17 protein-coding genes are annotated in these 24828 nt (G+C 66.8%); 9 read left to right on the top strand and 8 right to left on the bottom strand.

The window, feature by feature from the left end; genetic code table 11:
* Window positions 1-29: 29 nt before the first annotated feature.
* On the bottom strand, window positions 30-461 hold the full coding sequence (locus ACFUO4_RS42230; protein ID WP_383495671.1) for a DUF3052 domain-containing protein: 432 nt from the start codon (window positions 459-461) through the stop codon (window positions 30-32).
* A 112-nt stretch (window positions 462-573) separates the two neighbouring features.
* Here ACFUO4_RS42230 and ACFUO4_RS42225 point away from each other — a divergent pair, with 112 nt between their 5' ends.
* The 6 genes from ACFUO4_RS42225 (at window position 574) to ACFUO4_RS42200 (ending at window position 11614) form a co-directional block, all read left to right on the top strand.
* Window positions 574-1110 carry a SigE family RNA polymerase sigma factor gene (locus ACFUO4_RS42225; protein WP_383495668.1) on the top strand — a complete coding sequence of 179 codons (537 nt, stop codon included), beginning with the start codon at window positions 574-576 and terminating at the stop codon, window positions 1108-1110.
* A gap of 47 nt (window positions 1111-1157) precedes the next feature.
* On the top strand, window positions 1158-1526 hold the full coding sequence (locus ACFUO4_RS42220; protein ID WP_383495665.1) for a cellulase: 369 nt from the start codon (window positions 1158-1160) through the stop codon (window positions 1524-1526).
* Complete coding sequence (locus ACFUO4_RS42215; protein ID WP_383495662.1) at window positions 1523-3193, top strand: dolichyl-phosphate-mannose--protein mannosyltransferase; 1671 nt, start codon at window positions 1523-1525, stop codon at window positions 3191-3193. The genes ACFUO4_RS42220 and ACFUO4_RS42215 overlap by 4 nt, the downstream gene beginning before the upstream one ends.
* Before the next feature lie 583 nt (window positions 3194-3776).
* Window positions 3777-6188 carry a hypothetical protein gene (locus ACFUO4_RS42210; protein WP_383495659.1) on the top strand — a complete coding sequence of 804 codons (2412 nt, stop codon included), beginning with the start codon at window positions 3777-3779 and terminating at the stop codon, window positions 6186-6188.
* Window positions 6189-6306: 118 nt separating this feature from the next.
* Complete coding sequence (locus ACFUO4_RS42205; RefSeq protein ID WP_383495656.1) at window positions 6307-9759, top strand: hypothetical protein; 3453 nt, start codon at window positions 6307-6309, stop codon at window positions 9757-9759.
* 10 nt (window positions 9760-9769) lie between these two features.
* Window positions 9770-11614, top strand: a complete 1845-nt coding sequence (locus tag ACFUO4_RS42200; protein ID WP_383495653.1) for a hypothetical protein — start codon at window positions 9770-9772, stop codon at window positions 11612-11614.
* A 226-nt stretch (window positions 11615-11840) separates the two neighbouring features.
* Here the strand turns inward: ACFUO4_RS42200 and ACFUO4_RS42195 are convergent, their stop codons facing one another.
* Genes ACFUO4_RS42195 through ACFUO4_RS42185 form a run of 3 tightly spaced genes read right to left on the bottom strand, consistent with a single transcriptional unit; the run spans window position 11841 to window position 16508 of the window.
* The gene (locus ACFUO4_RS42195) at window positions 11841-12497 is read right to left on the bottom strand and encodes a hypothetical protein (protein WP_383495650.1); all 657 of its coding nucleotides are present in this window, start codon (window positions 12495-12497) and stop codon (window positions 11841-11843) included.
* A gap of 5 nt (window positions 12498-12502) precedes the next feature.
* Window positions 12503-14161, bottom strand: a complete 1659-nt coding sequence (locus ACFUO4_RS42190; protein ID WP_383495646.1) for a DEAD/DEAH box helicase family protein — start codon at window positions 14159-14161, stop codon at window positions 12503-12505.
* A gap of 10 nt (window positions 14162-14171) precedes the next feature.
* Window positions 14172-16508, bottom strand: a complete 2337-nt coding sequence (locus tag ACFUO4_RS42185) for an ATP-binding protein (protein ID WP_383495643.1) — start codon at window positions 16506-16508, stop codon at window positions 14172-14174.
* Window positions 16509-16746: 238 nt separating this feature from the next.
* Here ACFUO4_RS42185 and ACFUO4_RS42180 point away from each other — a divergent pair, with 238 nt between their 5' ends.
* Complete coding sequence (locus ACFUO4_RS42180) at window positions 16747-16935, top strand: hypothetical protein (protein WP_383495640.1); 189 nt, start codon at window positions 16747-16749, stop codon at window positions 16933-16935.
* Here ACFUO4_RS42180 and ACFUO4_RS42175 read toward each other — a convergent pair whose 3' ends face one another.
* The 3 genes from ACFUO4_RS42175 to ACFUO4_RS42165 all read right to left on the bottom strand — a co-directional run bounded on the left by ACFUO4_RS42175 (window position 16936) and on the right by ACFUO4_RS42165 (window position 19786).
* Window positions 16936-17364, bottom strand: coding sequence for a very short patch repair endonuclease (locus ACFUO4_RS42175; RefSeq protein ID WP_383495637.1), 429 nt, complete (start codon window positions 17362-17364; stop codon window positions 16936-16938).
* Window positions 17365-17714: 350 nt separating this feature from the next.
* Window positions 17715-19019 (bottom strand): DNA cytosine methyltransferase, encoded by a 1305-nt coding sequence (locus tag ACFUO4_RS42170; protein WP_383495634.1) that lies wholly within the window; start codon window positions 19017-19019, stop codon window positions 17715-17717.
* A gap of 533 nt (window positions 19020-19552) precedes the next feature.
* Window positions 19553-19786: a hypothetical protein gene (locus ACFUO4_RS42165; protein WP_383495631.1), complete on the bottom strand. Its 234-nt coding sequence runs from the start codon at window positions 19784-19786 to the stop codon at window positions 19553-19555.
* Between the two features lie 200 nt (window positions 19787-19986).
* On the opposite strand from ACFUO4_RS42165, the gene ACFUO4_RS42160 reads away from it, so the two are divergent.
* Both ACFUO4_RS42160 and ACFUO4_RS42155 read left to right on the top strand, forming a co-directional pair.
* A complete protein-coding gene (locus ACFUO4_RS42160; protein ID WP_383495628.1) occupies window positions 19987-22440 on the top strand; it encodes a hypothetical protein in 2454 nt (817 codons plus the stop codon).
* Window positions 22441-22516: 76 nt separating this feature from the next.
* On the top strand, window positions 22517-23431 hold the full coding sequence (locus ACFUO4_RS42155) for a transporter (protein WP_383495625.1): 915 nt from the start codon (window positions 22517-22519) through the stop codon (window positions 23429-23431).
* Window positions 23432-23524: 93 nt separating this feature from the next.
* Here ACFUO4_RS42155 and ACFUO4_RS42150 read toward each other — a convergent pair whose 3' ends face one another.
* Complete coding sequence (locus tag ACFUO4_RS42150) at window positions 23525-24274, bottom strand: DNA-methyltransferase (protein WP_383495622.1); 750 nt, start codon at window positions 24272-24274, stop codon at window positions 23525-23527.
* Window positions 24275-24828 lie beyond the last annotated feature (554 nt).

Raw genomic sequence — 24828 nt, 5'->3', positions numbered from 1 at the left:
GTTCACGGTAAGGACTTCTCGAAGACTCCTCAGGTACGAGGGTGAGTCCGCCGTTCCGCCCCCCGGTTCTCCTTCCTCCGTACGAATTTCAGTCCCGACCAGTCCTCCCCCAGCGCCGCCACCTTCACATCGACGACGCCGAGCGGGAGGAAGAGATCCCGCAGGTCGTTCTCGGTGATGTCGCTGACATGCCCGGCGGCCTTGCGGGGCCAGGCGATCCAGAGCATGGCGTCGTCGGCGAGCTCCCGGACCAGCGCCGCCGCCTCGGCCGCGAGCCGGGCACGCTCCCGGTAGAAGGCGAGCGTGACATCCACGCCCCGAGGCCCGCCGCCGCCGAGGGAACACCCGTCCGGCAGCCCGGGGATGTCCCACCCCTCGGGCGCGTGCCGCAGCCCCACCCGCTGTCCGCCCTTGATCCCGATCTTCCGGGCGAGCGGGGTCCCGGAGTAGCCACTCGTCATGTCTGTCTCCCTCACTCTCTCCCGGTGAGTGTGACCCGCGCCACGCGACTGGGGTGCATAGCGGGACCGGGCCCGACGTCCTTATTAAGGGTGTGAGGGAGGGGCGACGCTGATGAGGCAGGGGCGGTCCGACGCGTTCGACCGGTTCGTGGCGAACCGGTGGCCGGCCTTGCTGCACCTGGCGCGGCTGCTCACCGGCGGCGACCGGCACCGGGCCGAGGACCTGTTGCAGGAGGCCCTGGTCAAGCTGTGGTTCGCCTGGCCGCGGGTGGCCGACCAGGCGCCGGAGGCCTACGTCCGCAAGATCCTGGCCCGCGCCGCGGCCCGCTCGGCACGCCGTCGCTGGTGGGGCGAGCAGCCCACGGACCCGCTCGACCGGCTGCCCGATCCGCCGGAACCGGCGGACGAGACCGCGGCGGTGGACGAACGGACCCATCTGGAGGCCATGTTGGCGCAGCTCCCGGCGCGTCAGCGGGCCGCGGTGGTGCTGCGCTACTACCAGGACCTGCCCGAGCAGCAGGTGGCCGAGGCGCTGGGCTGCCCGGTGGGGACGGCCCGCTCGCTCACGGCACGGGGCGTCGGACGGCTGCGGCGGCTGATGGCGGAGACGGCCGAGCCCGTGTCGCCTGTGTCGTCGTCGGCCGAGTGAAGGGCGGGGTGAAGAAGCCGAGTGAAGGGCGGGGTGAAGAAGGAGCCATGGACCACTTCGAACAGGAGCTGGCGCGCCTGATGCGCGACAGCGGTGCCCCGGGAGAGGGGTACGAGGACCGGCACCGCCGACGCCTGTACGCCGGCGTCCGCGCCCGGCAGCGTACGCGGCGGGCCTGGATGGCCACCGGTTCGGCGCTGACGATCGCCGCACTCGGTGCCGTACTGATGACCCTGCCCGACTCCTTCGCCCAGAACGGCCCCGGGCCCCGGAACCCACGCCCGGCCACCTCCGCCGGGCCCCTCCCGACCCACTCGACGGCCGACGGCGCCCCGATACCGGCCCACACGTCGAGCACTGTCCCGGTGGCATCACCGCGCCACCCCTCCCCCAGCGGCGGAACCCGCACGACGTGATCGACGAGAACCCGCCCGCGGTCACAGCAGCGCACACCGCTCTCCCGGTCTCCTGGGAGCAGCGCCTGCGCCGCTTCGGCTACACGCCCCGCCCGCACACCCCCCTCCGGGACCGCCTGACCGCCCCCTTCCCGCACCCCCAGCCCTTCGCACGCTGGTCGGCCTGGGCCGGCCCCCTGCTGGTGGCGGCCCTGGCCGGCGTGCTGCGCTTCTGGCACCTGGGCGACCCGCACGCGCTCGTCTTCGACGAGACGTACTACGCCAAGGACGCCTGGTCGCTGCTGCACCTCGGTTACGAGGGCACGTGGCCGGACCGCAAGATCGCCGACCCGCAGATCCTGGCCGACCCGCAGGTGATCCCGCTCTCCGACCCCGGGGTGTTCGTCGCGCATCCGCCGGCGGGCAAGTGGGTGATCGCGGTCGGCGAGTGGATGTTCGGCCTCGACCCGTTCGGCTGGCGCTTCATGACGGCGGTGCTCGGCACCCTGTCGGTGCTGATGCTGTGCCGCATCGGCCGCCGCCTGTTCCGCTCGACACTGCTGGGCTGTCTGGCCGGGACGCTGATGGCGCTGGACGGCCTGCACTACGTCATGAGCCGCACCGCACTGCTCGACCTGGTGGTCATGTTCTTCGCGCTGGCGGCATTCGGCTGCCTGCTGATCGACAGGGACAAGGCAAGGGCGAGGCTGGCGTCGTCACTACCGCCCGCCGACGAAGAGGGCCCCACACGCCCGAACTCCCGTGCCGCAACCCGCGCGGGCACCGGCCTACGCCCCTGGCGCCTCGCGGCCGGCGTCTGCCTGGGCCTGGCGTCCTCGGCCAAGTGGAACGGCCTGTACTTCCTGGCGTTCTTCGTGGCCCTGACCCTGCTGTGGGACGTCGGCGCCCGCCGGGTGGCCGGAGCGCCCCGCCCCTACCGGGCGGTGCTGCGCAAGGACCTCGGCTGGTCGCTGCTCTCCCTGATCCCCGTCGCCGCCGTGACCTATCTGGCCACCTGGACCGGCTGGTTCCGTTCCTCCGACGGCTACGGCCGCCACTGGGCGGACGCCCGCGGCGGCACGTGGTCCTGGATACCGGCCCCGCTGCGCAGCCTGTGGCACTACGAGTACGACGTCTACCAGTTCAACGTGCATCTGGACGCCTACCACAAGTACAGGTCCAACCCCTGGAGTTGGCTGGTCCTGGGCCGCCCGGTCCTCTTCCAGTATGAGTCCCCGAAACCCGGCGCGCCCGGCTGCCACACCCCGACGAACTGCTCCCAGACCATCCTGGCCCTGGGCACCCCGGCCCTGTGGTGGACGGCCTGCGCGGCTCTCGCCTATCTCCTCTACCGCTGGGCCCTGCGCCGCGACTGGCGCGCCGGCGCCGTCCTCTGCGGGGTGGCCGCCGGCTACCTCCCATGGTTCCTCTACCAGGACCGCACGGTCTTCTCCTTCTACGCGGTGGTCCTGGTCCCCTACCTCTGCCTGGCCGTGACGATGATGCTGGCGGCCCTGCTGGGCCCGCCGGGCGCGACGGAGACCCGCCGCCTCCGAGGCGCGGTCGCCGCAGGCGTGATCGTCCTGCTCATCGCCTGGAACTTCATCTACTTCTTCCCGATCTACACCGCCCAGACGATCCCGTACGCGGACTGGCATGCGCGGATGTGGCTGGACACCTGGATCTGAGCGGGACCCCGCCTCCGCCAAACCAAAAAGCCCAGCTCAGAATCGACCTGAGCTGGGCTTGAATGGAGCCGCCTTCGGGATTCGAACCCGAGACCTACGCATTACGAGACCGATAGGGATCGTGCCGGGCCGTGCTGCGCGGTCGTATCAGATCCCGTTTTCGCAGATCAGAGCACACGTCGCGGTCCCGCTGTTCGTACCCCGTGCTGCACCGTCCAAAGGCGTCCGCGCTCCCCTCGCGCTCCCCTGGTCGCCGCCGGTGACGCTCCAGTCCCGGACAGCGACCCCAACCGCCCGCCTGCGGCCGCGTTGTCAAAGTCGGACAATGCTCGGGGCTCGGCATCGCCACCCAAGGGAGCGCATCCGATACAGATAGCTGGACCACGGCATCCATCTCGCGGTCCGCGTTCGCCACAGCACCCGAACCCCTGCAGCCCCCCGCACTCCTCGGCCTCGGCTGGTCACAACCCGGCGTCACGCGGCTACGCCAAAGCCCTGATCCATAGGAGCGCCAAGCTCATGTCAGTCCGGACCTCTATGGTAATAAGTGAAGATTCTGTGACGGGGGAAGGCTGAGTGACAGATGACCACGACGGGCTCAAGTGGCCTTTCAGATGTGGTCCGGCGCGGCAAACTGCGACGTCGGGTCTCCGGCGTGGGCGTCCGCAAGTTCGGGGCCACCCGATTCGATGTGGAATTGCTGGAGGCCGTCGACGCGGCCAGTGCGCGGGAAGTGCCGCTGGCCTTGGTCATTCCGCTTCCAGCCGCCGATACCCCGATCGCGCTCGGCGCCGCCAGCCTGGTGGCACAGATCGTTCGAACCGGCAGTCTTGGTGTGACCGCGACGGTGGTCTCCAAGCGGCTATCGCAGCGTGCCGCATATGACCAGCTGTACATCGAGGGTCAGCGGCTGGCCGATTTCATCCCCCGAGCGCGCCTTACAGCCGACAGCGAGGTCGAGGTCATCGGCGGTCCCGTTCGTAACCGGGCCGGTCGGCTGATTCTCACATCGGACATAGACCGGGTGATCGGCCGTGGGGCATTGGTAATCGACGGGACGGCCGCTGATGTGGGTGATCTCGAGCCGCGTCTGCGCCGGTACCGCGACCTGGTCTACATCACGGACACGCCGTTCGACTCGAATCTGGACGCCATCCGTGAGGCAGGCGGTGTCGTGTGGGCGTTCGACCCACCATCGTTCAGGGAACTGGCGGCACCCTTCAATCTGAGTGAGGCGACAGGCGAGTTCGCGGCCTCCTCGGAGTTGCTTCACGCCACCGCTATGGCCACGTGTGTCGTGCAAGCGCCAGAGGCCGCGACATCGCTGGATCAGACGTTGAGTGACACTTGGAAGGCTCTGGGACGGCTCGCCGCCGTGACCGGCGGGTCGGAGAACCTCGCGATGGCGCATGCGGTTCGCTGGGCTTGGGGAGTGCTGTCCACGTTCAGCCTGTCAGTCACCACTCCCGCCTCCTACGACGCGCGTGTCCAACGAGGACCGTTCTCGGTCTTGCTGGGAGACGCCACCAGCCACGCGCGGGCCGTATCCCGCCAGAGCGCGGGGCCGACCCGGGACGCCTGGGCAGTGGTCGCCGACGGGTTCACTGACATCTACGAGGCAGCCGGGGAACGGCCGAAGTTCGCTCTCGTACAGGACTGGGTCCGTGAGGAGGCCGGGCGGCGCGCGACCGGGATGATCGTAACGCGCAACCAGTCTGCGGTGACGGCACTGACCGCCGACTTGGATGAGTCGCCTCTGGTTCCGCATGGTTGGGCGGAGCGAATCCGAGTGGTTTCCGTCCGTGACCTCGCCTGCGGACGGGTCTCCGGTCTGCCGGTTTCGTCGATGCTGATCACGGGGCCGCTGCCGCGAGCTTATGCCAGTTTGCTGGCCGCTCCCGCAGCGACGAAGCTACTGGTCACAGCCGCTGGGGATTGGGAGGCCGAACGGGCGGCTCGGCAGGCGAGGACCACGTTCCTGGCACTGGCCGAGTTGCGCGCTAAGACCGCAACGGAGAGCGCCGTCCGGCTCGGGACCCGCCCGATCGTCGTCCGTCCTTCCGATCCAGACATCGTCGTCCGCTCGGACACCACGGTAGTCAAGGCCGCGGATGTGGCGCGGGACGTGAACGGCTCACCGTGGGAGCCATTTGGTCTCGACGTCTTGAAGGTCCTGGCCAGGACTGGGGTGGTCGGTTCCGACGCGATGGAGACCCCGCCCCCGGCACGTGGCGGTGAGGGTGGCTCCACGGCCCGAGTGGACGCGATCACCGTGGAGTTCGCCGACGGCCGCGCGATGCTGATGGACCCCAACGACGTGGTCTATCGCAAGCGGCAGAGGAACACGCGTCAGGTCGCGGCCAAGTCCCTTCAGGCTGGTGATGTCGTCGCGCTCGTCGACGCCGCCGCGCGCAGGAATCTGTTCGACTCGATCATCGACGTACTGGCGGAACTGCCCACGTACATGCCGCTCGCCGCACTGATCGCGTTCTGGCATGAGCGGGTCGCACGCGTCTCCTCCAGCCGTTGGACCTATCGAGAGATACTCGCGGCGATGCGACGCGGCGCCGATCCGACGACGATCACCAGCGAGCAGACCATCGGGACCTGGGTCCGAGGGAACTCCGAGGGCCCGGAGGACCCGGCTGACGTCAGACGCTTCGCGGAGGCGGTCCGCGACGCCGAGTTGGTCCGCCGCGCGGACCTGGTGGGCAAGGCGCTGTGCACGAACCGCACCATCCACCGGACGGTCGGGCGCTGGCTGTCCGGACAGATCACCGGCGCGCGCATGGACGACACCGACACCCTGATCGACCCAACTCTCGGGATCCACGTCGCCGACCTCCTCGAGGCCGTGACCTTGCACCGGGTCACGGCCGTCCAGGCCAAGCTTGCGCGCGTGCCAGCCAGCGCGATCGGCGTCCTCATAGAGCAATCCGCACTCCCGGGGCTGACGGCCCCTCAACTAGTGACGGGAGATCGCGCGCTCATCTGAGCGAATAGGGCTCGGCGTATGTGGCCTGACCCCACCCCAAGCCTCCGTGCGGTCTACGAAGTCCGCGCACGAGGCGCCTTGCATGTCCTTCGCATCACTTGGGACGGAGCGAAAAACGATGGCCACCACACCGGCGGCACCCGCAGACGGCACCGCCGTGAACTTCGAGGCGAAAGTCCGCGACGCGCTGCTCGCCTCGCTCGAACGGCACATCCTCACCGAGGCAGCTGGCGGGCAACTGCCCGCCCGAGTTCGCCTCACCGACGCGCAGAGGCGCGCGATCTGGCTCGGACAGCTGTCCAGCGAAGCGCAGTTGACTGTCGATCGGGTCAGGGGCCTCAGCGGAGATCGCCTGGTCCCGGCGGCGCAAGGATTCTCATTCCGGCTCGCCGGGCCGGCTCCCGCCGAGATCGACGTCGAGGTCAGCTTCGCGGTGTACATCGCGTTGCACGCCTCACAGGCCGAACAGCACGCGTTCACACACGCGGTCACGGACGACATCGACCCCTCCGCAGCCGCTAAGGCCGCCGCCCAGGTGGGCGGGAAGACACCCGGCCGCCAACTGGCCGCAGTCTGGATGAAGGTACCCGTCGGACCGGTCAGCGTGCGCGTGGAGGTCCACGACGGGGCACGCGGGTCGACGCGTTTCGGCGCCCAGGCCATCGCCGACGCGATTCAAGCCGCTGTGCGGCCAGCCGCAGGTAGCGAGCCCTTTCGTCCCCGTCGCACGGCATCACCAGCCGGATCCCTGCCACGCGACGCCGACATGGCCGACGACCCGGCGTGGGCGTCGTACTGCGCCAACAACTTGATCGCGGCGGCCGACGCCGTCCTCCCCCAATTCGCCGCCGCGCTCGACGTCGACGTCTTGGCGACCGAGGCGGGACGCGACGTCCTGATCACTCTCGTGAACACCACGCCGCCCGAGGATGCCCAGTTCGCCGACCAGGCTCGTACGATCCCCTTTGACCGGAAACACCTGGACACCCGGCTCTACGAAGCCAGAGTCACGGCGCGCACCGACGCAGCCCTGGCCCCATACACCCTGGAACAGGTGGCGAACTCCCACCGCTACGACCGCACCGTACCCGCTTTCGGGCAGGCCGCCCCGGTGGTCGCGGGAACCGACCCCTCAACCGGCGTGACGACGTTCGAAACCGGTTATGGGGCGACTGCCCTGACCCAGCGCCCCCACCCCCGGGCAACCTCTGACGGGGACAAGACCATCGACGCCAGGTTCGACGCTGTGATCGCCGACCCTGTCGGGGCGGTCACCGCGATCGTCGACGCCCATGCGGCGTGGGTGGCCGAGCACTGGTCGGATGCCGCCCTGACTGCGCGCGCGACAGCTAGAGGCTGGAGCGGCGAAGCCATCGCGGAGGCCAAGAGGGATGCCGACACCGCCCGGGACGAGGTTGAGTGGATCCGCGCCGGCGTCCGCACCATCGAGCGCGACGAGGTGCTGCGTGAAGCCTTCGTCCTCGCCAACCGAGCCATGAAGATGGTGGGCGCAAGCAAGGGCTATGACTCGTGGCGCCTATTCCAGATCGCCTGGATGGTCGGCTGCCTGCCAGCCGTCGCGGACCCAGAGGCCGATCCCAGCGTTCAGATCGAGACCGTGCAGACTGGTGGCGGTAAGTCCGAGGCCTACCTCGGTGTCATGCTCATTCACCTGTTCCACGCCCGCCTCACGGGAGAAACGGCCGGCGTGAACGTCTGGGCGCGCTTCCCTCTGCGACTGCTGTCCACGCAGCAGACGGCTCGCTTCGCCGAAGCCGTGTTCGCGGCCGAGGTCCTGCGCCGAAACGATCCGCGGATCAGCGCCGGAGATCCGTTCGGTGTCGGCTTCTTCGTCGGTAGCACCAACACGCCCAACCGTATCTATGCGGCCAACAGTCCGTACTCGAACGGCGTCGACCCGCACTCGCCGAAACTCGCCGAACGCTGCCGTGTCCTGGAACATTGCCCCGCTTGCGATCCGTCCGGCAGCGGCCGCAAGGTCCTCGTTCAGTTCGACGAGACCAGTTGGACCATGCGGCACATTTGCCAGAACCCCGTGTGTCCGCTCTCCGGAGTACTGCCAATCTGGGTCGTCGACGATGACGTCTACCGAAACGCCCCGTCCGTACTAGTCGGCACTGTCGACCGGCTCGCTCAGATCGCCCAGAACAAGGCATTCCAGATCATCTTCGGCCAGGCACAGTCCCGATGCCCCCGCCACGGATACACACCGGACCCGACCTACTGCGCCGTCTTCGGCTGCAAGGCCCCGCGGGTGCCGATCCCACCCGGGTTCGGGACCCTGCGCTGCGAGATCGCCGACGAGCTGCACCTCCTGGAGGAGAGTCTTGGTGCCCTCGACGGCATGTACGAAACGCTCCTGCAGCGGATCGGCGCCAGGCTCGGCAACCGGCCCCTCCACATCGTGGCCGCGACCGCCACCCTTGAGGGCTACGAGAACCAGGTGCTCCATCTCTACCAGCGTTCAGCCCGCCGCTTCCCCGCCCCCGGCCCCGACGCCGGCGAGACGTTCTTCTCCTATACCGACCCCGAGGATCCCTTGCGCCGCTACGTCGGAGTGCGGCCTCGCGGCATCACCATGGTCACCGCAGCCGCTGAAGTGACCCGTATGTACGCCGCATGGCTTGAGCGATCCATCGCGAACCCCGCCTCAGCGGCCGCCGACGCCGGACTCAACCACGCCGATCCACACGCCCTCTCGGTAGTGGAGAAGGCACTACGCGATGACTACGCGGTCCTGCTCGGGTACTGCCTACGCAACGAGGACCTCTCCTCGTACACACGCGACGATCGCGTCAGGTCCCTGGTCGAGACCAGCGACAACCTCGCGATCATCTCCGGCAGCGCCGAGCCCGCCGCTGTCCGCGAGGCGGTCCGTCGGCTCGGTGCTCCACCAGAGGACCCCAGCCGCCGCATCCGGCTCATCGCCGCCACCAGGGCGATCGGCCACGGCTTCGACTCGCCGCGTCTCGGCGTCATGGTTCTCATGGGCACGCCCACTCAAGCGGCGGAAGTCATCCAGGCCACGGCCCGGGTCGGTCGAACACACCCCGGCTTGATCGTGCATGTGTTCAATCCGTCACGGGACCGCGACGCGTCTGTCTTCCGTTACTACACGGCGTGGATCACCTATCTCGATCGACTCGTGCACAAGGTGCCGGTCAACCGCGAGTCGCTGCCCGTACTGCGCAGGGTGCTATCTGGGGCTCTCATGGCCTGGACCCTCCAGGTCTACGAGGTCGCATGGACCAAGTCGGGCAAAGGCCGTTACGCCCTCAGCAAGTCCGACCAGTTCCGCAAGGCCCTCGACACAGCATTCCTCGATCGGACTCGCCTGATCGAGGATCTGTCAGCCGGCCTCGGCCTGAACCCAGCTAACCCCTACCACGACATGCACCGCGCCGAGGTCGCTCGGTACGTCGACGCGATGATGTCCGTCGTGTCTGTGTCCGGCGAGTCCAACACGAGGACGGCCGACCTCCTGGACCCGTCGGTCCCGCGTTCGCTGCGCGACATCGAGGCACCGATCACCATTCACGGAAACGTGTGAGGAGCGCTCCATGACCTACGACACGTTGAACCGCACCGCCACCCAGGCGCTGTGGAACCACATGCCAGGCCAGCCGTACAACTGGGACAACCAGGTGTCCGTCATCGGCGAGCCGCCCCGACACGCCTCACCACTCGATGTCCCGGAAGCATGGCTCGCGCCCCAGCTGAAGCGACTGATCCGGCCCTTCGCCCAACAGCATTCCGGAATTCCGAACTCCGGTCCGGAACTCGACATCATCGAGCGTGGGCAATACAGCATCGTCGAGGCCCATGATCTGCAGGCATCACGATTCCCCAACACATTCATCTGCCGCGAGTGCGGCCACCTAAGCACCGTCAATCCCACCAGTCAGACGCCCACTTGCCCCCTCGGACACGGCCCCAAGCCTCAGTTCCAGTTCGCCGAAGCGCATAACTGCGGCCTGCTTCGCGAGATCCGGGCTCCCAGATGCGCTAACAATTGCTCCGGGCCGATGCTCCTGCGGAACTGGCGCGTGCTGGACACACGCCAATGGGTGTGGCAATGCGGCAAGTGCGGCACGCGCGCGGAGCGACGTGTTGTCTACTGCCCCGACTGCAAGACCAGTCCCACGTCTGTGCTGCGCGTGCCACAAACCTCTCTTCACTATCCGCAGTCCTTGACCGTGATCAATCCACCCACACGCTCCGAGTACACCGGCATGAAGGGCGACACGATCGGCGCCGCCGCCGTCGGACAGCTCATTGGAGCGGTTGCCCCGGGCCTCGACGCGCTTCGCGCCGCGACCAGCGGAGGCAGTGGTGACGACAAACTGGCGCAAGTCAAGGCCACCTGTGAGGCGCTCGGGATCCACCCCGGCGATCCTTTGTACGAGTCGATGATGGACAAAGCGCGTCAGGCCGCCGTGTCCGTAGGGGGTTGGCAGGAGGAGGTCGAGGCTCTCGGGCTTCCCCCAGAGACTCTGGACGTCATCGGCGACGAGGCGTTCTCCCTCACCCGCGCCGCAGCGGCGCCGTCGCTCGACGTCGATGGCCTGCTGCGGAACCCCCCGTCGACCGACCTGATCGCTACGTATGGCGAGTACCGCGAGTTGTTCGACCGCTACAAACTGGCCGACGTTACCTTGCTGCGCGAACTTCCAATCGCAAACGTGGTCGCTGGCTACACACGGATCTCGGCCCACGCCGTCCAGCAGACACGCGCCGGCGACAAGGGCACGTGGTTCAAGTTCTTCCCAGCGTCCAACAGCAAGTACCCCATGTACGGCAAGCGGACCGAGACGGAGGGTTTGCTCGTCCGCATCAAGCCTCTGGACGTAATCCGCTGGCTGGTCGACTCCGGCGTCGTTCCCGACCCTGAGGTCACGGACGAATCGAACGCGTACAAGTGGCTGCTGCGAGTCCGAGAACCCGTCGTCGATGTGTTCAACGCCCCGGAGCAGAGGATCACCCGCAGCGTCCTCGGCTTGGTCCACTCGATGTCTCATCGGTTCATGAAGGCCATCGCGGCCCGGTGCGGACTCAATATCGACTCGCTCGCCGAGTACCTCTTCCCCTCAGCACTGGCGTTCCTTGTCTACGCCAACACTCGCAGCGACTTCACGTTGGGCGGCATCGAGCACGTATATCGCTACGACCTCGCCGACGCGTTGTCCGAGCTCGCCGCCGACCCGCGGTGCGTCTTCGACCCGCCGTGCCGCCGCTCCTTCGGAGGCGCATGCGCGGCTTGCTTGCACACCAGTGAAATCTCCTGCGAGCGGTTCAATACGGTTCTAGACCGCAACCTCCTGTTCGGCACCCTGCCCTCTGCAAATGGCACGGATCCCGGCGGGGCACCGGACGAAATCACATGGCAGGCGTTCTGGGCTCCGTGAGCCGTGGGCCTTCATCGCTTGGTGAACGTAGTGGTGGCGGGATAGGGCGACGAGCCCCTCGGGCAGCAGGAAGTCGCTATGCCTGCCACCAACTTGGGTCCATCGCCTCACCAGCAGTCCGTCCTGCTTGCGATCTCCCGCCCCTAGCGCGGCCACGACCTGGCCCCGAGCAAACCGCTGACCGCGTCAGAGCCTCGGGCGGCCTTTTATGGAGAGTCGCCCGAGGCTAGTCGATGAGGGTGGGCTGCGATGGGCCATGGCCACCACCCGCCGCTCCAAGGTAGTCAGGGTTCGGGATCATCTCGCGGTGTAGGTACCGCAAGTCCGCGCCGCAACGCTCAGCGACTCGTTTCTGTCGCGTGCGCTCAGCCGTGGAGACGGTCTCACCGTTGCGGGTCGTGATGACGATCGCGGGCCGCTCCACCGAGTCGATGGCCTCGTTCAGCGCGGCCCAGACGAGGTCACGAAAGGTTCCAGCGCGGCCCCAGCAAACGTACCGAGTGGCGTCGCCAGCGATGGCGTAGCAGTGGTTCGGCTTCTCTCCAACCGAATCGGGCTTCATCACCCAGCCACTGCCACATGCCGCGCGAACAATTTCCTCCGGCCCTTGGAATCTATTTACCGCATAGCGGACATAACTTCCGATCCCCTCCTGCGCTCGGGCGTACTCCTTCATCGGGACATCCTTGATCCAGACCCTGGCGTCCTTCTCCGGCCCGTAGGAGAGCAGGACTCCACCGACCTTGGGATCCTCGATCCATCTCCGGTACTGGTTCGTCTTCTCGGTGTTGCTCAAGAACTCCCAGTCCAGGTCGTTGGCCTGTTGGTAGATCTCAATGAGGAGGCGTTCGCGAATGGGCGCAGGCAATTGCTGCAAGGCCACGGTGATTACTCCTGGGGGGCGCGGGTGGCGGGGAACTGGAGTCGGTGCTCGTCGTACGCGGTCTCAAGACTGGCCGCGTCCTTGATCCACTCATCCATGAGCGTGGCCACCTTCTGGTCGCTGAAGTCGATGTTCGACGGGGTGATCTTCCTGAGGGTCTCGATCTCACCATCCCCGTCAAGCGCACGCTTGAGCTTGAGCGCAGCGGCGATGCGGCGGAGGTCGCTGACGAAGTCCAACACCGTGACTCGCTCCTTTCCGTCGCGCAGGCGGAGCCCTCGCCCAAGCTGCTGAACGAAGATTCGGCGGGAGTGCGTGACTCGTGCGAAGCAGAGGATATTCACGTCCGGCACATCGACGCCCTCGTTGAGGATGTCGACCGCCGTCAGGATGGGCACCTCGCCGGCGCGGAAAGCAAGCAGACGGTTCTGCCGTTCCCTCTTGGCGAGTCCCGCGTGGATAGCGAGGGCACCTGACCAAAGGGGGGTGCGCCGCAGCATGTCAGCGAGCCGCTCCGCGTGTTCGATAGTGCGGCAGAAGACGATGGCTCGGGGATTGGCCGTGGCGGCCCAAGCGGTGGCAAGCTCGTCACGGATGGCCTCGTCTCGCTGCGGTAGGAAGAGCTTCGCGTTGAGTTCGGCCAATCCGTATGAGTGGTCACTGGCCTCGCGGACGATGTCCCAGTCGATGTCGTCGACGAACAGGCGATAGTCGACCTGGGCGAGGTAACCGCGCCTCATCCCCTCCTCGATCCCCAGGCTGAAGCTGGGGGCGCCGAGCTGATGGGTGATGTCGTGCTTATCACCGCGCCATGGGGTCGCGGTAACGCCCAAGTGGCGTGCCGAGCTGAGGAGTTCCAACAGCTCGTCGTACTGGCCTTCCTCACCTACATGGTGAGCTTCGTCGATCATGACGAGCTCAGGGCGGTACCCGAATCGCGCGGCGGACAGCGCCGAGCCGACCGTCGCGCAGGTAAGCCCAGAGAGGTCATCAGGACGGGTGTCGCCCGTGAGGAGCCGTGTTGGAACGTCTTTGGGTAGGTGCCGCCAGAGCGCCCGCTCTAGTTGCTGTACGAGGTCTTTGGCGTGTGCGACAACCAGGACCTGGTCCTGCGGAGCGCGTCGCAGGTGCGCCGCGATCACCTCGCCTCCGACGACCGTTTTACCCAGGCCCGTGGCCAGCACGAGCAGTGCACGACCAGAGGCATCGAGATCGGCGGTCAGCGCCTGGAGTGCCTCAGCCTGATAAGGCCGAGGCGTCACTCGTCCGAAGCGGCGCGGTACCCGGTCGAAGCTGGTCGTTAGGTCTGTTCCGCCCCACAAGAGGATTCCAGGCCCTAGGCGTGCCAGATTCGCCACGCGCTGCCGAGCGTCAGGGCTGAAGCGAGTGTTAGTGACGACGACCGCCTTGTGAGCGCGATAGTGATCCCGGGCGCGAGCGACCTCGTCCACCGCGTCGGCTCCTACGGCTCCGCGTCGCTTCCACTTGCACTGGACTACCCAAGTCTCGCCCTTGCGGAGGGCGAGAATGTCACCGCCCTCGTCGCCGGAGCCGTCGATGTTGGACACATCGGAAAAGCCCAAATGCCACAGCAGGCGCTCGATACGACGCGGAAACTGCAGTGGGCCGGAGTCCAGCAGGGAAGCGGCGTCGAGGAATTGCATTCCGCTCTCCCTACGTATTGTCAGCGAGGTCGCGCGCGATGAGGCGGCAGCTGATCCTGATCCGGGCCAACTCCTCGACGTCGAGGCGTGGGCGGTGCTGTTCCAGCAGCGCGAGGTCCCCCAGCGGGTTAAGCAGTCGCTCCACGACGAGCTCTCGTGCCCCGGGATCGCTTAGAGCGATGTACCCGCGCTTGAAGACGCACCCATCGAGGAAGGTCTCCGGGGAGTCCTGGATGATGCGGATGACGGCGCTGGCCGGAACGTAGCGGATGAACTCGCCATTGGAGATCGCGTCGTTCCAGGGGGACGCTCCACCGGCCTCGACCGCGAACCGGCGTTCGGCGTCGGCTCGTTCGTCTTTCGTGAGCAGCAGCCAGTGCACCGCTGGGTTCGCCGAAACGGGCGCCACCATGGCCATACGCACCTGTTCGAGGAGCCGCTCGGATTCCTCCGCCGTCGCCGCCGGCGTCAGCCTGGGGCTGGAGGTGTGGGTCTTGAGCTGCGCGACGATCTCGCTCAAAGGCATCGACACGTTGTTCGCCCGTACTCGCATGAACTCCGCGACCTCGATGAGCGCCAAGTCGCGCATGTCTGTCCCATATTCACGGAAAAGCGAGTGCCCGGTGTCGACGAATACCTCCAACTGCGGGGCTCGGACCATTGAGACGATCACAGGCGCGGGCCGCCCGTCTTTGGTGACCAGATGCTGGCCACTAACCGCCCAAGCCGTCAGATCCACGCGGCCCAGGTCTTCGAGGTAGTACGGGCCCGTCAGATCCACAATGGGGTCGGCGTGGTCTCGGTATCGCTGGAGCCGCTGGTCCAACGTCTCCACCTGTGCGGCATCGTCGTCGGGCGGCTCTTGGCCCGCCGCGGTCGTGCCGGGCTCCGCGCCGCCCTCAGTGTCGTCATCCGGGTCGAGGAAACCAGCGCCGACCCCGGGGAGGATGTCGTCATTCCCCGGTTCCGGTTCCGCGGCTATCGGGTTGTCGTGCTGGTAGGCCGCGCGATACCACACCTCGTCGGTCTGGTACTCGGCGGATCCCTTCCGCATTAGCGCGGCCCACTTAGCGGCCGTCTCGTGGAGAGCGTTGCGTCCGTCACCAGGGATCAGGTAGTTGAGCCCCGGGTCCTGGCGGCGGAAGCCCGCGTAGAGCAAGGCAAGGGGGCTGCGGTTCTCCGGCAACCCGAGGTTCTTCGCGATCTTTGGACGCAGGGGGCTTGTTCCCCGAACCTCGCGCAGGACTTGCCGCCATTCGGCGGTCTCGAACTCAAACGCGGTCTTTTGATAGTTCGGAGCGACATGATCGCAGTGGATCTCACCGACAATCCGGCCCATCTTCACGACTCCGGAGTCGATGGGGTACTCAGGATCCGCCTCGGCGAGACCGTCCTCGTCTTCCCAGTAAAAGACACGCTTGTCCTTGAGGAGGATTTTTCGTCCATTGCGAAGGAAGTCCAGCCCGTAGTCGGTACGGTGGACGTACCGCTGGATCCCGATCCAGCCCCAGATCCTGCGCTCCCTTAGCTCCAAGCGGTCCTGCCCGCATTCCTCACATCGCTCAGCGTCGGCGGAGCTCCAATACCCGCAAGCCATGCAGGCGTTCTTGGGGCTCAGCTCGCGATCGATCCTCTGGACCGCATGGATCTCCACGCCCTGGCGGGTGACAGTCCGCTTCTCATCCCAGACACAGGGCAGGCGTGGCCTCACCTTCTTGGCATTGAGAGTGAGCAGGAAGCCTTTCTCCGACAATAGGTAGCTATAGACGTCTCCGAGCTTCTCCCGGATCACGTTCTGCGTCTGCGGACGACAGAGCGTGGCGTACTGCTCCTGCTTCAGGTCGCTGATGGTGACCGTAGTGCCGTGCTCTTCACGATTGGTTTTGGGCACCGTGCGGTACGGTGCCTGGTACTTGGAGGAGTTGGCGATCTGCACTAGGTCCAAGGTCACCTCGACCCAGTCCGGGTCACCCGCCCGACTGGTACGCACCGTGGTACGCCGACCGAGTCGCGCCGTGCTGATGTTGAAACCCATGCCGAACAGGCCGAGGGAACCGTGTCGGCCATTGCTCGTCCAGCCCGCGCTGATGGCGTTGGTGACTGCCTCAAGGCTCATGCCTCGGCCGTTGTCCTGAACCGTGATCTCAGCCGTAGCACGCTTCGAGTTGGCCGGAGGGAGCGAGACCGCGACCGAGGGCCGGTCCACCGTCTCGCCGGCCGCCTGGAACTCGTCGAAGGAGTTGTCGATCAACTCGGCCAGGCACTGCCAGTGCGAGAACTCGATGTCGCCGAGCACACCCAGGATGCGCGGGTGTGGGGTGACATTGATGTACTGGTTCTCGGTCACAGCCGGCCCCCGTCTTCGTCGTGAACACATGCCTGGCAAGCGGGACGTAAAGCGCGCCCACCAGCGTCAAGCTGCCCACCGCCGGCCCGGGTCAGGCACGCTCCTGGAGCATCCATCAGCATGCCGTCAACCCTAATGGGCGGCACCGACACCTGCGGGACAAAGATCTCGAAACCCCTGGTGATGCCGCCCCGCCCCGAGGAGTCCTCCTGGGCTTCACGCGTGCGAGACTCGCCTCATGATCCGGGAACCCGCGCAAGTCACCATCGATGCGAGCGGCCGGGTGCAGATCCCCTTGGGGATTCTCGCCGAGGCAGGTCTCGATACGGAGAGTCCCGTCCTCGCGTACAGCGATGGTGATGGCCGTATCGTTCTGCGCAGGTTGAACGACGCCATCGATGACCTACTGCTCGGCGAGGAACTGTGACTACGCCTCGCCAGTCACATCGCGGACCGCTGAGATAACCCGCCGGGCCATGTCCTCCGGCGCCTCGTGTTCCCAGGCCCTGATGACCGTCCAGCCCGCCTCCTCCAGGATCCGGGTGGTCTCAGCGTCCCGCCGCTGGTTATCGGCGAACTTCTCCCTCCAGAAATCCGTGTTCTTGGTCGCTGGTCGGTGATGCTCCGGACAGACGTGCCAGAAGCAGCCGTCGACGAAGACCGCTACTCGCGCCTTCGGGAACAGCACATCAACGCTCCGCCGGAGGCCCTGGACCGGCTGTGCGTGGACCCGGTAGCGGAGCCCTTCCTTGAAGAGAAGCGAGCGGAGGGCCCTCTCAGGCTTCGTGTCCTTACCACGGTTGCCCCTCATGGAGGCGCGGACCGCAGGAGTCGAGGCTGTCGAGTTGTCGGGCAAGGCCTCCTCCCTCAAGAGGCCCTTATCCCAGGCGAGGCGCCAGCCCTCAGCAAGGTTGGCCGCACGAGTGTCATGTTCGACCTCGCCAAGGTAACGCTCCGGGGACTTCCGTCCATCGCCCCAACGTAGTACCGCGCGGATACGCCGAGTGTTGGGCAGGATCCTCAACGACACCGAGGCGTGAGCCACGCGGCCGTTACCCAGGTCAACGAGACGCCGATGGTGACCGCCCGCCGCTTTGTCCTGCTCAGCGGATAGAGCTTTTCGAGTCCGTCCCGCCCGTCCCTTCCAGGCACGGTCTGGGGGCATCTTGTCATTCCACCGGTTCTGATGCGGTTTGGACGCATCGCTCACGGTCTTGGCCCCTGCGCCGTATCGAGGGCCTTCGCTACCCCATCGGCGAATACCGCACCGAGCTTCACCGGGACCGCGTTGCCCAGTTGCCGCATCTTCTCCCCACGAGGGCCTTCGAGCTTCCAGTCATCAGGGAATGTCATGACGCGAGCGGTCTCACGCACGGTCATGTACCTGTGCTTATAAGTGGTACCTCCTGGGGTTTCCAGATCGTCGGTCAGCATTACCGACTCACCGCCAGGGACACCATGCACGCCGGCCTTCACAGTTTTGGCCGGACGGTCCAGCTCATTGGGCGTGTGACCCTTGTAGATCCGAGCGTCAGGCCAGCCGATGTGGTCGGTGAACCCCCCCGCGCGATACTCGCGACGGTCCAGCCTGTTCCAGGGGATCTTCGGCAGGGGCTTGCCCTCGTTCTCATCAATGCCGGCGATGGCGTCTCGGAAGGTACGCCAAGGCTTCTTCGATCCATCCGAATCGAGTGGAACGTCCTTGGGGATCCTGGCCATAGCCCGGGCGCGCACACGCGGGTCAACATCGTGACGCTCCCAGTAGGAGCCGTCGAGCATGGACCGGTACAACGCCTCCTCCGAGTACTGGGGAAGCACATCCTTCTTGAACTGGTCGATGTCGACCCCAAGATCCTCCCGGAAGGCAACGATGATGATGCGGTGCCTGATCTGGGGAACCCCGTAATCAGCGGCGTTCACGCGTGTCATCACCACCCTGTAGCGCTCCGACGGATCACTGGCGGCCTTGCGCCCGGCGTCGATGAGATTCTGGTCGTGCTCCTGCCAGGTGACCTCAGAATCGCGCAGCTCGAACGGCATCTCCATCTCGCGCAAGATGTAGTCGAGGTAGGGCTTGAACGATGGCCTTAGCAGTCCGACGACGTTCTCGCAGATAACGGCCTTTGGGCGAATCTGGCGCATCGCCTTGAACATCTGCGGGAACATGTTCCGCTTATCCTCGTCCCCCTTGGCGATCCCGCCCAGGCTGAACGGCTGGCACGGCGGGCCGCCGGCGAGCACGTCAACCCGACCGCGCAGATAGCTCATATCCAGGTCCTGGACGTCCCCCGCGACCAGCGGCCACGGCTCCCCGGGCTCAGGGATGCGCTCCTCGTCACCTCGGAGCTTGGCCCCGTTCGCTTCCAGCGTCTGACAGGCCCGCGGGGCGACCTCGTTGAACAGCAATGGCCGGAAGCCCGCCCCATGGACCGCCATCGCCAGGCCACCCGCGCCCGCGAACAACTCGACCCCGGTGCGATCCTGCTTTGGCTCTTCTTGCAGTTCAGACATTGCGAAAGCATACCGCGGAAATTGTGATTCGTGTGACCGTTTTAGAGAAAGTTCACCTCCTTCCCACGACTGGCCGAGGATGGTTCGATCGGCGATCCCAAACCGTTATCGTCATCCCCTCCGGGGTCGCGGACCAGAGGTCGGGCACCCCGGATCCGAGGCTCAGGGGCATCCGCGAGGAACGAGCCCAGGTCGGCAAGGGGAAGTGAGCCCTCCGACTCGCGTACCACCAAGCCCAATCGCGCGAGCCGCTCACCGAGATCATCCGGAGGCGGTTCCAGCCCGTCCTTCCGCCACGCATGGCCAAGGTCACAAGAAGTGCCAATCGTCTACCGCAGCCGGCGGGCCGGTCCGATCAAACTGGGGCCCCGGAGAGGAGCCGACGTCGCACACTCGCCTCGCGTGTCCGGCCCACGTCGGTCCAGGAATGAGGGGGTACGCGAGACAGCCCGGCGGCCTCCCTCGCGTAACGCCCTGGTCGGGGCCGACGCCCCGGTACCCAGCGGACCACCGTCTCCCGCATACCGAGGCGTTCACGGGCGCGGCGGCCTGCCACGCCAGGCCGCGAAGAGGCCCAGCCCGACGCTGGTGACTGCGGTGAACGCCTCGGGGCCGGCCAGCATGAAGACGCCCGTCACCAACGTGATCAGGATCAACAGGGCAATTAGGTCAAGTACCCGATCGCGGGTCGGCGCCTCCGGTACCGGCCCGGACGTGGGGGCGGCCTGAGGGACAGTGTGCGAGGCGGGCCCTTCGATTTCATCCATGCGCCCAGCACATCAGCCTCATCCGTTATGCCCCAACCAGCACGAACAGACCCGGACAAGCTCGATCGTCGCAGGCCATCGCCGTAACGCGTGGAACTCCGGGCGAACACCCACTCTGTATGGTGGTGTTCGGCGGAATTCGGTGATGTTCGGCAACCAGCGTCATACGCTGAGTCCCACAGACCATCGGGGGGACGTACGTGGCGCATGAGGACGTCTCCGAGGCCGCGTATCAGCGGGAACTCGCGGACTTCGCCTCCAGGCTCCGGAAGCTGAAGATCGAATGCGGCAACCCCTCCCAGCGCAGCGTCAGCGATGCCGCACCCCCGGGACCGTCACTCTCGGTCTCCGCGATCAGCGAGGCTCTCAACGGAAAGCGTCTGCCGAGCATCGACTTCCTGCTCGCCCTCGTCCGGACGCTACTCAGCCTCGCGAACGACAACCAGTCCCCCGTGGGCCGGAATGATCCAAGGGTCGAGCCCTGGCGCACGGACTGGACCCGGCTCGCGCACCTACGTGACGAGGCCCGGCACGCGTCGACCACGCCCGAGTCCGTGCGGCAGCCGGTCGTGGATGGCGCGTCGCAGCCCCCAGTACAGGGCGGCGAAGCGTCGGCACCGCCGACGAACACCGCCGCGCCGATCCAGAATCACCAGCCTTTGAGGTTCCGTCACACACCACCGGTCCTGCCCCACTCCGGCTTCGTATGGTCGGTGGCGTTCTCGCCCGACGGCAGCCTGATGGCCACCGGCAGCGCCGCCGGGAACGTGATGCTCTGGGATCCCGTCACCCGTCAAGCGGTCGGCAAGCCGCTGCCCGGCCACACCACGACCGTAAGGTCCGTCGCGTTCTCCCCGGACGGAGGTCTACTGGCCGCCGCCAGCGACATCGGCACGGTACGGCTCTGGGATCCAGCGACCTATGAGGAGGCCGGAGCCCTCCCGACCAAGAAACAGGAAGGTGTCACGGCCGTCACGTTCTCCCCCGACGGCACTTTGCTCGCTACCGCCAGCTATGACCGCACGGTACGCCTCTGGGATCGGGACACCTATGAGGCGGTCGGCGAGCCACTGATCGGCCACGCCCGCCCTGTAACAGCCGTTACGTTCTCCCCCGACGGCGCCTTACTGGCCACCGCCAGCTTCGATGGCATGGTGCGTCTTTGGGACCCCGCTACTCGTCAAGCGGTCGGTAAGCCCTTGATCGGACATGACGGCCCCGTCAGATCGGTAGCGTTCTCCCCCGGCGGCCTGCTCGCCACCGCCAGTGACGATGGCACAGTACGTCTCTGGGACCCAACCACCCGGCAACCCGCCGGCGCTCCGCTGACCGGCCACACCGGCGCCGCCACAGCCGTCGCCTTCTCCCCCAGCGGCGGCCTGCTCGCCGCCTCCGCCGCCGACGGCACGGTGCGTCTCTGGGACCCGACAACCCACCAGACCGTCGGAACGCCGCTGACCGACCACACCAGCGCCACCACAGCCGTCGCCTTCTCTCCCGACGGCGGCCTGCTCGCCACCGCTGGCTACGATCAAACGGTGCGGCTATACGAAGCCGAGGAGGCCCAGCCAACGCCTTCCTCGGCACAGGGTGCGCTGCATGAAGAGGACTCGCCCGAGAACCTGATCGCCCAGAATGACCGACTACGCACCCGCGTAAACCTCTTGACCGCACGCGGCCTCGCCAGCCGAAGCGTCCTCACCGCGCTCACGAACGGCGAAGGCATCTCTCTAGCTCCCCTGGTGGGACACCGGGAAGCGGTCTGGTCCGTGGTGTTCTCGCCTGACGGAACCCAACTCGCCACGGCGAGCGCTGACGATACGGTGCGGTTCTGGGACCCTGCCAACCGGCAACCGGTCGGCAGGCCACTAACGAGTCACCGAGACTCCGTCAGGGCGGTGGCTTTCTCCCCTGACGGCACCCTCATCGCCACAGCGGACGAGGGTGGCTCGGTGCGCCTGTGGGACGCGGCTGCCCGAGTACCGGCGTCGGGCAGCCCCTTGGCCTCCCACCTCGGCCCCATCACGTCGGTGGTCTTCTCGCCCACCGGGACCCTGCTCGCCGTCGCCAATGATGGTGCCGCCGTACGACTGTGGGTGCCTGCCACCCGGCAACCCGCCGGCGCTCCGCTGACCGGCCATCACGGGCTCGTCACAGGGGTCGCGTTCTCCCCCGACGGCGGTCTGATCGCCACAGCCACGGATGTCGGCAAAGTATCTCTGTGGGACACCACCAGCCGTGAGTCAACCGGCGAACTCCTAGATGGTCACAGAGGCTCCGTCAGCTCAGTCGCGTTCTCCCCCGACGGCAGTCTGATCGCCACCGCTGGCGACGATCACGCGATTCAGCTGTGGGACGCGGCCACCTACCAGCCCGACGGAAAGCCCCTGACCGGCCATCACGACGCTGTCACGGCCCTGGCTTTCTCTCCCGACGGGGGCCTGATCGCCACAGCCAGCAAAGATCACACCGTACGCCTGTGGAACCCGACCACCCACCAACCCGTCGGCGAGCCTCTCACCGGCCACCACGACGCCGTGACAGCGCTCACCTTCTCGCCGGATAGCACCGTGCTCGCCACCGCCAGCCTCGACCGCACCGTTCGGCTGTGGGTGCCTCCCGCGGTGAGCGGTCCCGCCGGGCAGCAAGGCTGATCCGACAGGGACCGGAATAAATGCTTCCTGGCCCCCATTGTTCCTTCCCGGTGATCAAGGTGAGGCGGAGAGGCCCATGAGCAATCTGAAGGTCTTCAGGGTGAGAGGCGGGGAGGCAACTGAGGTCTCGGGAGCGTCCGTGGGGGTGGAGGTCGAGCTGCAGCGGCTGATCGAGGCCAACATGGAAGCGATGCTCGGCATCCGCTTCCTGGCGACCGAGTACCGTACCGGGCATCACGGAGGCCGTATCGACTCTCTCGGACTGGACGAGAACGGCACGCCGGTCATCGTCGAGTACAAGCGCAGCCGCGACCAGAACGTCATCAGCCAGGGGCTCTCATACCTGTGGTGGCTCCACGACCACCATCACGAGTTCGAGAGTCTGACCCGGGGGAAGCTTGGCGACCAGGCTGCCGTGGAGATCGACTGGAGCGCCCCGCGGATCGTCTGTGTTGCTGGCGCCTTCACCCACCACGACACGGTCGCTGTGGAGATGATCGGCCACCGGATCGACCTAGTGACATACCGAGTCTTCGAGGATGTGCTCACGCTGCAGCTCATCGCGTCCGCTGGCGGCAGCCGTATCTCCTCACGGGGCAATGCGTCAGGGTCGACCCACGGTGCGTCTCCGGCACCGAAGTCGGTCCAGCAGTACCTCGACGAGTCGGCCGAGGACCTCAAGGAGCTGTACGCAGACCTCGACGAGCTGCTGTTGTCCCACCGGGATGTGCTCAAGGAGCCCCAGCTCCACTACGTCGCCTACCGGCGGATCATGAACGTGGCCACGGTTCGCGTGCAGCCGCGCAACCGGCTACTCGTGATCAATCTGAGGCTGGACCCGGAAACGGTCGAGCTGCGGGAGGGCTTCTCCCGGGATATGCGCGGCCTCGGGGCCCTTGGAATCCGTGACGGCGTCGAGGTGCGGATCGGCTCGCGCGACGACCTCGCACGAGCGACCGACCTGATCCAGCGGAGCGTCGAGGCGGCGTAAGTCCCCAGCATGACCACGGGAGGTTGTTCCACCAGGGTGGTGGAACAACCCCCCGCTTCTGCGTTACGGCCCTGCGGCCGGGGCTTGCCGGTCTCACTCTTCGGGCCCGGCGAGTTCGAAGTCGTCCTGGGTCAGCGCACTTTGAAGCCGCTGCTCCGCGATGTCCGCATAGTGCTCGGAGAGTTCGACCCCTACGAACTGACGCCCCTCCCGCAGTGCGGCCACGCCCGTCGTCCCCGAGCCGGCGAACGGGTCGAGGACCGTTCCACCCGGCGGGCAGATCTTCACCAGCTCCTGCATCACTTCCACGGGCTTCTGCGTGATGTGCACGCGGTCCTTCCGGGGCTGACTCGCCGTGTAGAGACCCGGGAGGTAGACGGGGTTCCGGTTGGCGTCGACCGGCCCCTTGGTGCCCCACACGATGTACTCGCACGACTGCTTGAGCCGGCCCTTCTGCGGCCGGGAGACCGGCTTGTGCCACGACGCGATCCCACGCCAGGTCCACCCAGCGGCCTGGAGCGCGTCCGTCGTCGTCGGCAGCTGCCGCCAGTCTGTGAAGACGAGCGCGGTGCCGGACTCGACGGTCGCGCGATAGGACTCGGTGAGCAGGAGGGTGAGCCAGAAGCCGTACGAGCGCTGGTCTCGGTTCTCGCCGGGGAAGTTGGCGAGGTCGTGCTCGGCGTCCGCCGAGGTGTACTTCGCGCGCGCGGAGCGGCCGGTGCGCTCGCCGCTCGTTCGGCCGCCGCTGTTGTAGGGCGGGTCGGTGATGACGGCATCGACGCTGTTGTCGGGGATGCCGGCGAGGGCGGTCAGCGCGTCGCCTCGGTGGAGGGTGTACGGCATTGCGCGGTTCTCTCTTTCGGGGAGGCGGTCGTGCGCGTATTTCTCCGCTCGCGGAAGGATGCGCACGTCGGCATGGGTCGCTCCGTGGAACTGCGAGAGCAGTCGCCGTGGCGATCAATGCGCTGGAGGTTAACCCCGAATTCCGGCCCCACCCAATGAGGTCGATCTCGGCCGAGCGCCCCGAAACCACCCGAGGCACGGGCCGTTTGGTGCGGCCGGATTTCGTCCCTACAGTCTCGCCGTGTTCGCAGGACGGGACCTGGTTTCACCCCTGCTGAGCTGTGTCGATGCGTGCCGTTCCATCCAAAGGACGGCGTCCCTGACACTCCACCGACGGGCTTCCTAACCGGCGAAGGGGACTCCCCATGTGGCGAGTGAGATTACGAGCGCGGCTGGCTGCCGCTTTCCAGTAAGGCGCCAGCGGCCGGGAGTTAGCAGCTCCCGGCCCTGGTTTCCCTGCCTCCCCTCAGGGATTGCGAATTCATAACCGGCGCGGTGCCGGTGGCCTTTTCGACGAGAACGCCCGCGCCGCGCTGCCTACGAGCAAGGAGCTG

The organism is Streptomyces sp. NPDC057280 (assembly GCF_042668605.1).
GTDB lineage: Bacteria > Actinomycetota > Actinomycetes > Streptomycetales > Streptomycetaceae > Streptomyces.
This window is presented reverse-complemented; position numbering and strand designations above follow the sequence as displayed.